The 406-nt window shown below is 59.9% G+C and carries 1 protein-coding gene; it reads right to left on the bottom strand.

Annotation, left to right across the window (positions count from 1 at the left end; translation table 11 throughout):
- Positions 1–42: 42 nt before the first annotated feature.
- Positions 43–330 (bottom strand): GIY-YIG nuclease family protein, encoded by a 288-nt coding sequence (locus MNI96_RS21780; protein ID WP_249696648.1) that lies wholly within the window; start codon positions 328–330, stop codon positions 43–45.
- Positions 331–406 lie beyond the last annotated feature (76 nt).

Genomic DNA, 406 nt, shown 5'->3' with positions numbered 1-406 from the left:
CGATCCGGCCGGGACGACATGCTGAGAAGCATTCCGCCACGGTTACCTGTTGAGCTGCTCGTAGAGGTCCGCCCACTCAGGATTGAATGCATCGATCGCCTGGATCTTCCATTCTCGCCTCCAGCGTTTCACGCGCTTTTCCTGCGCGATTGCCTCGTTCACGGACGAATGTTCCTCATAGTACACGAGGCGGCCGACGCCATGTCTGCGGGTGAAACCCTCGCCTTGCCCCTCGCGATGCTCGAAGACCCTCCGGGCAAGGTCGTTGGTCACCCCGACATACAGCGTGCCATGGTGTCGGCTGGCGAGAATGTAGACGAAGTATGCCATCCCGCGATGGTTGTGGCAGGTCGCGGAAATTGCAAGCGGTGAACCGTGGAGGCTGGAGCGACAAACATACGCTGAG

Source organism: Stappia sp. WLB 29 (assembly GCF_023507705.1).
Classification (GTDB): Bacteria; Pseudomonadota; Alphaproteobacteria; order Rhizobiales; family Stappiaceae; genus Stappia.
This window is presented reverse-complemented; position numbering and strand designations above follow the sequence as displayed.